This is a genomic window from Marinilactibacillus sp. XAAS-LB27, assembly GCF_036039175.1.
In the GTDB taxonomy this organism is placed as follows: Bacteria; Bacillota; Bacilli; order Lactobacillales; family Carnobacteriaceae_A; genus Marinilactibacillus.
Window position 1 is genome coordinate 121663 of the sequence record NZ_JAYXKP010000008.1, and the last position, 8681, is coordinate 130343.

Annotated in this window: 9 protein-coding genes and 1 pseudogene; 8 read left to right on the top strand and 2 right to left on the bottom strand. The window is 38.0% G+C overall.

The genetic code is table 11. The features are described from left to right. Positions 1–10: 10 nt before the first annotated feature. The 4 genes from sufD to sufB are packed head-to-tail and all read left to right on the top strand — an operon-like array spanning position 11 to position 4432. Positions 11–1309 carry a Fe-S cluster assembly protein SufD gene (gene sufD, locus VXN63_RS10680; RefSeq protein WP_327758069.1) on the top strand — a complete coding sequence of 433 codons (1299 nt, stop codon included), beginning with the start codon at positions 11–13 and terminating at the stop codon, positions 1307–1309. After that, on the top strand, positions 1306–2544 hold the full coding sequence (locus VXN63_RS10685; RefSeq protein ID WP_327758070.1) for a cysteine desulfurase: 1239 nt from the start codon (positions 1306–1308) through the stop codon (positions 2542–2544). Before sufD ends, VXN63_RS10685 begins: the two co-directional genes overlap by 4 nt. Further along, positions 2531–3007 (top strand): Fe-S cluster assembly sulfur transfer protein SufU, encoded by a 477-nt coding sequence (gene sufU / locus VXN63_RS10690; protein WP_327758071.1) that lies wholly within the window; start codon positions 2531–2533, stop codon positions 3005–3007. Before VXN63_RS10685 ends, sufU begins: the two co-directional genes overlap by 14 nt. Positions 3008–3037: 30 nt before the next feature. Then, a complete protein-coding gene (sufB, locus tag VXN63_RS10695; protein ID WP_327758072.1) occupies positions 3038–4432 on the top strand; it encodes a Fe-S cluster assembly protein SufB in 1395 nt (464 codons plus the stop codon). Positions 4433–4640: 208 nt separating this feature from the next. Here sufB and VXN63_RS10700 read toward each other — a convergent pair whose 3' ends face one another. Both VXN63_RS10700 and VXN63_RS10705 read right to left on the bottom strand, forming a co-directional pair. After that, positions 4641–4829, bottom strand: coding sequence for a hypothetical protein (locus tag VXN63_RS10700; protein ID WP_327758073.1), 189 nt, complete (start codon positions 4827–4829; stop codon positions 4641–4643). Further along, entirely contained in the window at positions 4826–5197 is a 372-nt protein-coding gene (locus VXN63_RS10705) for a hypothetical protein (RefSeq protein ID WP_327758074.1), read from the bottom strand. Before VXN63_RS10705 ends, VXN63_RS10700 begins: the two co-directional genes overlap by 4 nt. 404 nt (positions 5198–5601) lie before the next feature. Between VXN63_RS10705 and VXN63_RS10710 the strand changes: the two are divergent. The 4 genes and pseudogenes from VXN63_RS10710 to VXN63_RS10725 form a co-directional block, all read left to right on the top strand. Beyond that, positions 5602–5832: pseudogene (locus VXN63_RS10710) on the top strand (GNAT family N-acetyltransferase); the annotation flags it as partial. A gap of 233 nt (positions 5833–6065) precedes the next feature. Next, positions 6066–6641: a TetR/AcrR family transcriptional regulator gene (locus VXN63_RS10715; protein ID WP_327758075.1), complete on the top strand. Its 576-nt coding sequence runs from the start codon at positions 6066–6068 to the stop codon at positions 6639–6641. 103 nt (positions 6642–6744) lie between these two features. Then, on the top strand, positions 6745–7485 hold the full coding sequence (locus tag VXN63_RS10720; RefSeq protein WP_327758076.1) for an SDR family NAD(P)-dependent oxidoreductase: 741 nt from the start codon (positions 6745–6747) through the stop codon (positions 7483–7485). A 385-nt stretch (positions 7486–7870) separates the two neighbouring features. Beyond that, entirely contained in the window at positions 7871–8008 is a 138-nt protein-coding gene (locus VXN63_RS10725; RefSeq protein ID WP_327758077.1) for a hypothetical protein, read from the top strand. The last annotated feature ends 673 nt before the right edge of the window (positions 8009–8681 follow it).

Sequence of the window (8681 nt, forward strand, 5' to 3'; positions counted from 1 at the left end):
GGCAAAACCTATGGTAACAAAAGAAAAGCAGTACGTAGATTATGCTGACGCTCTAACGGCCTTCTCGACAGGACTAGGGGAACCAGAATGGATGCTTCAACTGCGTCTAGAAGCGCTGAACAGTATCGAGAAACTGGAGCTACCGATCATTGAACGTTTGCGCTATAACCGCTGGCCACTGTTTCAAGTACCGAACTTGACAGGTGCACCAGCAGCTAAGTCAGTCGACATCACTCAGTTTATCCAAGACAAAGCAGACGCGGCTCGTGTCGTTCAAACGGGTAATGAAACGGTAATTGAGACTTTACCAGAATCTTTGAAAGAAAAAGGCGTCATCTTTACCGATATCCAAACCGCTTTAAAAGATCATTCTGAATTGGTCAAAGAAGCGTATATGCAGATCGCTGTAAAACCTCAGAAAAATCAAATCACGGCTTTTCACGCAGCCTTTATGAACTCTGGATTATTCTTATATGTACCAAAAAATGTGGTCGTAGAAGAACCCTTAGAAGCGATTTTTATTCAAAATAGTTTAGTAGAAGATAGCTTTATCAAACACGTACTCGTTTATGCAGATGTGAACTCTAGCTTTGACTATGTAGAGCGTTTCTTCACTGCTGGTCAGGAAAAGAATGCAGCGAACATTTTAGTAGAAGTTGTCGCAAAACAAGGTGCGCAAGTGAAATTCTCCGCTGTAGATCAGTTAGGCGAAAACACCACTACGTACTTTAACCGTGCGGGACATACCTTCCGTGATGCTTCAATCGATTGGGCCATCGGGGTAATGAACAACGGTAGCACGATTGCGGATTTGGATACAAACCTAATGGGTGACGGATCCAGTTCAGATTTAAAAGCAGTCGCCATCAGTAGCGGTAAACAAACACAAGTCATTGATTCAAACGTTGTCAGCTATGGTAAGAGTACAACAGGAAATATTTACCAACACGGTGTTATCCTTGACCGTGCAACCTTAACTTTTAACGGAATCGGCCATATCATCAAAGGCGCTAAAGGTTCAGACGCGCAACAAGAGTCTCGTGTCTTGATGCTTTCAGATAAAGCTCGTGGCGATGCCAACCCGATTCTATTGATCGATGAGAATGAAGTAACCGCTGGACATGCGGCTTCTGTTGGTCGAGTAGACCCAGAAGAAATGTACTACCTAATGAGTCGTGGAATCGAAAAATCAGAAGCGGAACGTTTAGTCATCCGAGGATTCTTAGGATCCGTGATCTCTGCGATTCCACTGAAATCGATTCGTGATGAATTGGTTGAAACCATTGAGAGGAAGTTGACTTCTAGATGACCGATTCGTTTGACCGATTAAAACAGGATTTTCCCATTTTAAACCAGGTCATTAACGATGAACCACTGGTTTATCTGGACAATGCAGCGACCACGCAAAAACCACAGACTGTACTGGATGCGGTCGAAACCTATTACCATACGTCAAATGCCAATGTCCACCGCGGTGTGCATACTTTGGCAGAACGAGCGACGAGTCAGTATGAAGGATCTCGTGAAGTCATCCGCAACTTTATCAACGCCGCTGAAACGGCAGAAGTGCTTCTGACACGCGGAACCACAACTTCACTGAACTGGGTCGCAAGAAGCTTTGGAGAAGTGGTAGTAGAAGCAGGAGATGAGATCCTGATCTCTTATATGGAACACCACTCCAACATTGTTCCTTGGCAACAATTAGCGAAAAAGAAACAAGCGAAACTCGTTTACGTTGAACTGACGGAAGATGGCCAGCTCGACTTGGATGATTTTCAAAACAAACTAACTGATAAAACAAAAATCGTGTCTTTAACACATGTCTCCAATGTGCTCGGTGTCGTGAATCCGATTCAGCAGATTGCTGACTGGGTACACGAGAAAAACGGCTATCTAGTCGTTGATGGTGCTCAAGCGGTTCCGCATATGCCAGTCGATGTACAAGCGCTCCAAGCAGACTTTTACGCCTTCAGTGGGCATAAGATGCTGGGACCGACTGGGATTGGCGTGCTTTACGGAAAACGTGCACTTCTTGAACAAATGGAGCCGGTCGAGTTCGGTGGCGAAATGATCGATTTCGTAGAAGAACAAGACAGTACTTGGAAAGAACTGCCTTGGAAGTTTGAAGCAGGGACACCCAATATTGCTGGAGCAATCGGTCTAGCGGTTGCGGTTCAATATCTAGAAAGAATCGGTATGGAAAATATCGCTCAGCACGAACGCGAACTGATTGAATATGTGATGCCGAAACTGAAACAGATTAAGGGACTAACGATTTTCGGTCCAGAAGATCTAAGATTCAGAACAGGGGTCATTTCATTTAATATCGATGGCGTCCATCCACATGATGTGGCGACAGCGATGGATATGGAAGGCGTAGCGGTCAGAGCCGGTCACCACTGTGCTCAACCTCTGATGACGTATCTAAATCAACCGGCAACAGCCAGAGCCAGTTTTTATATCTACAATACGAAAGCTGATGCCGATAAGTTTGTAGAAGCGATTCTCGCTACAAAGGAGTTTTTCTTAAATGGCCTTAACTAAACTGGATCAATTGTATCGCGCAGTGATTCTAGAACACTCGCAGACGCCTAGAAGACGTGGGACACTGGATGAATCCACTACACAGATCGAACTGAGAAACCCGACTTGCGGTGATGTGATTCAAGTTCAACTGAATATCCAAGACGGTGTTGTCAAAGATGTTCGATTCGACGGCAGTGGTTGTACGATCTCTCTGGCGAGTGCGAGTATGATGACAGACGCGATCATCGGGAAACCGATTGAAGAAGCCTTGAATCTATCAAAAGAGTTTTCACAAGTCGTGCAAGGAAATGAAACGGAAGATCAGAATGCATTAGGCGACGCTATGATGTTGTCAGGCGTTTCTAAATTCCCGGCACGCATCAAATGCGCGACCCTTTCTTGGAAAGCTTTGGAAAAAGCCTTAGCGAACCAGGGAACGGGTGTAGACGGACAGATGAGACACGAAGAGATTACAGAATAAGCAGTACACTCACGAGAGGGGAACCTAATCATGGTCAATGTACCAGAAAAAAGCGAATACCAATACGGATTCCACGATGATGTCGAGTCGATTTACGATACTGGTAAAGGACTGACAGAAAGCATTATCCGAGACATATCTTCACGTAAAGAAGAGCCACAATGGATGCTGGATTACCGTTTGAAATCTTATGATCACTTTTTGAAACGTCCAATGCCAGAATGGGGCGCGGATCTTTCAGAAGTTGATTTTGATAATATCACCTATTACCGTAAATCCAGTGAACGTTCAGAACGTAGCTGGGATGATGTACCAGACAAGATCAAAGAAACCTTTGAACGTCTGGGGGTTCCAGAAGCAGAACGTCAATTCTTGGCGGGATCTGGTGCTCAGTATGAATCAGAAGTGGTTTACCACAACATGAAAGAAGAATACGAAAAACTAGGCATCGTCTTTACCGATACCGATACAGCTTTAAAAGAATATCCTGAACTCTTCAAAGAACACTTTGGAACAGTCGTCCCACCAACAGACAACAAGCTAGCGGCTTTGAATTCAGCGACTTGGTCTGGTGGAACCTTTATCTATGTACCAAAAGGCGTCCGTTGTGACGTGCCACTACAAATGTACTTCCGTATCAATGATGAAGCGATGGGTCAATTTGAACGTACTTTGATCATCGTAGACGAAGGCGCAAGTGTACATTACGTTGAAGGCTGTACAGCACCAACATTCTCTGAAAGCTCATTACACGCTGCCGTTGTAGAAATCATCGTTAAAAAGGATGCTTACTGCCGTTATACAACGATTCAAAACTGGTCAGATAACGTCTATAACCTCGTTACAAAACGGGCAACTGCCGCAGAAGGCGCAACAGTTGAATGGATCGATGGGAACCTTGGCGCTAAAACAACCATGAAATACCCAAGTATCCATTTAAACGGACGTGGCGCTCGTGGTACGACAATGTCGATCGCAATGGCCGGAGCAGGTCAAATCCAAGATACAGGTGCAAAAATGATTCACAACGCACCAAACACATCCAGCTCAATCGTTTCAAAATCGATTGCTAAAGATGGTGGAGAAGTCAACTATCGTGGACAAGTCACTTTCGGGAAAAATTCCGGCGGATCGATCTCACATATCGAGTGTGACACGATCATCATGGATGACAAGTCGAAATCCGACACGATTCCTTACAACGAGATCCACAACTCGAACGTCGCACTAGAACACGAAGCGAAAGTTTCTAAAATATCAGAAGAACAACTCTACTACCTGATGAGCCGTGGCTTGAACGAAGAAACCGCCACAGAAATGATCGTCATGGGATTCGTAGAACCCTTCACCAAAGAACTTCCCATGGAGTACGCAGTCGAACTGAACCGTTTGATCAGCTATGAAATGGAAGGGTCAGTAGGATAATAATATATTTCTGGAAATGAAATTCAACATAACTTTAAATTTTCGGTAAAAGTCATATTATAAAAACACGATTACATACTTAAACTTTTAAGTATGTAATCGTGTTTTAGTTTTTATTTAATTTTGTAAGCCTGTACACTCAGTTTTAAATTTTTTTAGTGCTAATGATCAAGTATTTTCCCTATAAGTAAAAAGTATAAACAAACTCTCATTTACTTACGGAATTATCTTTTTCAGATACTACTAGCTTCACTAGTTGAGTAACCATTTCTTCTATAAATAATTTGACTCGTATACTAAACTCTTCACTGGAGAGATAATCAACAATTTGGTTTGATATTAAAGTGATAATTGCTTTACCAGCTTTGATTATCATATTAACTACTGGTTTATTCATTTTTTAGTCTCCCTCTTCAACTCTCTCAATATCCTTCTTAGAATCTTGTTTTTTGTATTCTTTTCTAAAAATTCATAGGCAGAAATAGTCAGTTCTTTTTCACTAGCTTCTTCCTTTAGTTCTAGCTCTGACTTAAGAGAATAATATAAAGCTTTCGGTTTTATATCAATACTATTATTAAACTCGGCCATTTTATTATTGACTTCATTTTCAGCTTTTATTTCCAATTCATCAGTTAAAATTTCTTTTGGTAAGGTTTTTTTAAAAGATACTAATTCATTAGTGATACTTTTTTTGAGAATTTGAGTATTCTCTGCTTTAAAATCTTTTACGTTTTCAATCACGTTATCTAACTGGGGATTTTCCATCTGTTTTCCTACTTTCATACAATAGTTTTATAAAACCTTTGAAATATGAATCTTTAAATTAAATTTAAATTTTGACTATACCTTTTAATATATTAAAATTATATCATAAGTATCTACTACCTATATTGTAAATATCAATACAAGGAATTAAATTTAATCTTTCTAGTAAAAAGTAGATACAATTATTGATCGATATTATAACTATAAATGGTTATTTAGAGAATCAGATTGATTTCTCAAAGAGACAGACAAAAAAACATTGGGGAGATATAACTAGAATGATTTATTATCAAGAAGAGAATTTGATTATACGTTCAATGAATGAAAGTGATAAGAAGGAATTTGTGCTTGCTTTTGAAGACTAGGGGTGGAAAAAGTCTCTTGAGTTATTTGAGCGCTATTATAATCAACAAGATAATCGAGAATTGAAAGTGATCGTTGCTGAGTGGGACAATCAAGTTGCTGGATATGTCACCCTTAGAAGTTGTTCGAAAAGCGGACCATTTAAATTAAAGAATATTCCCGAAATAGTGGATTTAAATGTGCTGATCAAGTATCAGAAAAATGGGATAGGAAATAAAATGATGGATGCTACAGAAAAATTAGCAGAAAAATTGGTGAATCTGTTTCATTAGCCGTTCGGTTACATTATGGCTATGGGTCAGCACAAAGGATGTATATCAAACGAAGTTATATACCAGATGGTTCTGGTGTTTGGTATCAAGCAGAACAATTAGAACAGTACTCAAGCTGTCAAAACGACGATGATTTAGTGCTTTATTTATTAAAAAAGTTTATTAATAGGGTGTTGACAATTGTTATAGTGCTTGGTAATATATACTTACGAACGTACGTAAGGGAGAAAAAGATGAAAGCAGATGAAATTAAACAAAGTGCATTAGCACAATTTGTTGTTAAGGGATTCGAAGCCACAACTTTAGATGATATTGTTAAAGAAATAGGGATAAAAAAACAATCTGTTTATTCGCATTTTAAAACTAAAGAAGATATTTTTCTTCAGGTGATGCAAGATGCCACCGATAAAGAGGTCTCGTTTTTGAAAAACTTTTTCATAGAATTTCAAGAAGAATCGGCAAAAGATATGTTGAACAAACTTTTAATGAAATATAGAGATCGATATCTGAAACAAGAAAATCTTGAATTGAAGTTTGTTTTGCGCATGGCCTTTATGCCACCTTTTCACTTAAGGGATACTGTAATGAATCAATTTCATCTGTACAACCGTGAATTAGAAGAGATTTTAATGCTCATCTTTGAAAAAGATGAGGAAATTAAGGTAACGCCTAAAGAGGGTGTGATGTCTTTCTCAAACCTCTTAGATGGAATCTTGGTTGAACTAATCTATTCAGGATCGAGCATTGAAAAACTTGATGAAAAATTATCGATATCATGGGAAGTATACTGGAAAGGTATAACCAATTAAATGCGTCTATAATACCCATTTTAATGAATGGGTATAAAATTTAACGTTATACCTTACGACCGTTCGTAAAGTAAAAACAAGATATAATAAGGAGGAATTTTTTATGGGTAAGTTAGATGGTAAAGTAGCAATTGTTACAGGAGCAGCAAGAGGTCAAGGAGAAGCACACGTTCGTTTGTTTGTTGAAGAAGGCGCTAAGGTTGTATTTTCAGACATCCTGTCAGCACAAGGAGAAGCACTTTCACAAGAACTTGGAGAAAATGTACGATTCATCAAACACGATATCTCAAATGCGGATCAGTGGAATCAAGTTGTTGAACTGGCAGAAGCTGAGTTCGGTCCTGTCAATATTCTTGTCAATAATGCAGGAATTGATTTGTTCCGTAAGATTGAAGACATTACAATTGAAGAATACAACAGAGTGATTGCTATCAATCAGGTAGGACCTTTCATGGGTATGAAAGCAGTACTACCTTCAATGAAAAAAGCGGATAATGGTTCTATCGTAAATATCTCTTCTATCAATGGTTTACGTGGAGAGTTCGGATTTGTTGCGTATGACGCTTCTAAATTTGCACTTACTGGTATGACAAAAACAGCTGCACAAGAGTTTGCTGAACACAACATCCGTGTGAATTCTGTACATCCAGGACCAATCAGAACACCTATGATTGATTCACAAGAAGAAATTGCTGGATTTATTGAAAACGTATCTGTTCCATTGAACAGAGTAGGTGAATCAAGCGAAGTTTCTAAAATGGTCTTATTCATCGCTTCAGACGATGCTAGTTATTCTACTGGTGCTGAATTCGTAATTGATGGTGGGATTACTGCTTCGAACTAATCCTTTCTATAATGTTTCTTAATAAAATTCTTTTGAGTCCAATAAAGAAGATGATTAAATGTTCAGTCGATGGAAAAGGGACAGATACGATAGAAACGAATTTAAACAATAGATTAAAAACACTTTAACTAGACGTCGGTTTATAAACACATGAAAAATGATACTAGCCGTATACTAGTTATAAAAATGAATAAATGAAAAGTCCTTAAACGCTATAGAATGTTTAAGGACTTTTTTTGTTGAAATGACTACCGAATTTTAAATTGAATTTATTAATTTTAGTGATGAAAAATAAACTAATATAAAAAGAGTATAGTTAATTTTCTCATGACTAGTTTTCTGATAAAAAAGTAAAACTATCTTCGAACTTATTTACGAAATTATTATGAAAGTATCAAAGCAAACAGAAACGTTCAAAGGTAAATTCAGCAACTTACCGACCTCATCATATACGATTGTCGATGAAGTAACGTCTATCAGCGATGTAACAGAAATAGCTTCAGCTCTAGCAACTGCTAAATAAATGTATTCAGGTGTATAATAATAACGATATTCTGTGCAAGGTGTCATTGAGAGCTTCTCTGAGCTCAACCAACTTATATTGAATTTGGAACAATTATTGAATGCAAATGAGATTGAAGAATAGAATCAATATAGTTCAGCACAAATTTTTGTACAAAGGAAGATTGGTAAAGTTTTGGGAAGCACTGTACGAGCATAATTTCAGAAGAGGTTGAGATTAGAGTGATAGAAAAGTGGTTGGACCTTTTTGTGCCAATACGTATAAAGCAAGTAGTGTTAAAAACGAATTATTCATTTTAGACATGAGTCTTTTTCAGCTTCTTAAAGATGATAGTTAAATTGCCAGTTTATAATATTTACGAACGCGTCTATATACTATTATTGATACAGGGTTTTAGAAAGAAAATATTTATTTAATTAATTCTTAATGAAAAAATGAGTTACAGATGGGTAGCCATTTCATTCGTAGAATCCTTCATAAAAAGCTTTTCATGGACTACGCAGTGGGAGATAACATTTTGCATAGCTATGAGCTAGAATTATCAATAGTATAATCAGTAAGTATTAAATCAAAATAATAAAAATTATGTTTCAATCTAATACTTTTAAAAAAAACAAATGTTCACTCCAAAAGATAAAGTCCATATAATTGTGTAAAAAGAAAGGCCATATGA

What these genes read in the sequence shown, in the direction of transcription:
- sufD (WP_327758069.1), top strand. Translation starts at nt 11, where the DNA reads ATGGTAACAAAAGAAAAGCAGTACGTAGATTATGCTGACGCTCTAACG.
- VXN63_RS10685 (WP_327758070.1), top strand. Translation starts at nt 1,306, where the DNA reads ATGACCGATTCGTTTGACCGATTAAAACAGGATTTTCCCATTTTAAAC.
- sufU (WP_327758071.1), top strand. Translation starts at nt 2,531, where the DNA reads ATGGCCTTAACTAAACTGGATCAATTGTATCGCGCAGTGATTCTAGAA.
- sufB (WP_327758072.1), top strand. Translation starts at nt 3,038, where the DNA reads ATGGTCAATGTACCAGAAAAAAGCGAATACCAATACGGATTCCACGAT.
- VXN63_RS10700 (WP_327758073.1), bottom strand. Translation starts at nt 4,829, where the DNA reads ATGAATAAACCAGTAGTTAATATGATAATCAAAGCTGGTAAAGCAATT.
- VXN63_RS10705 (WP_327758074.1), bottom strand. Translation starts at nt 5,197, where the DNA reads ATGGAAAATCCCCAGTTAGATAACGTGATTGAAAACGTAAAAGATTTT.
- VXN63_RS10715 (WP_327758075.1), top strand. Translation starts at nt 6,066, where the DNA reads ATGAAAGCAGATGAAATTAAACAAAGTGCATTAGCACAATTTGTTGTT.
- VXN63_RS10720 (WP_327758076.1), top strand. Translation starts at nt 6,745, where the DNA reads ATGGGTAAGTTAGATGGTAAAGTAGCAATTGTTACAGGAGCAGCAAGA.
- VXN63_RS10725 (WP_327758077.1), top strand. Translation starts at nt 7,871, where the DNA reads ATGAAAGTATCAAAGCAAACAGAAACGTTCAAAGGTAAATTCAGCAAC.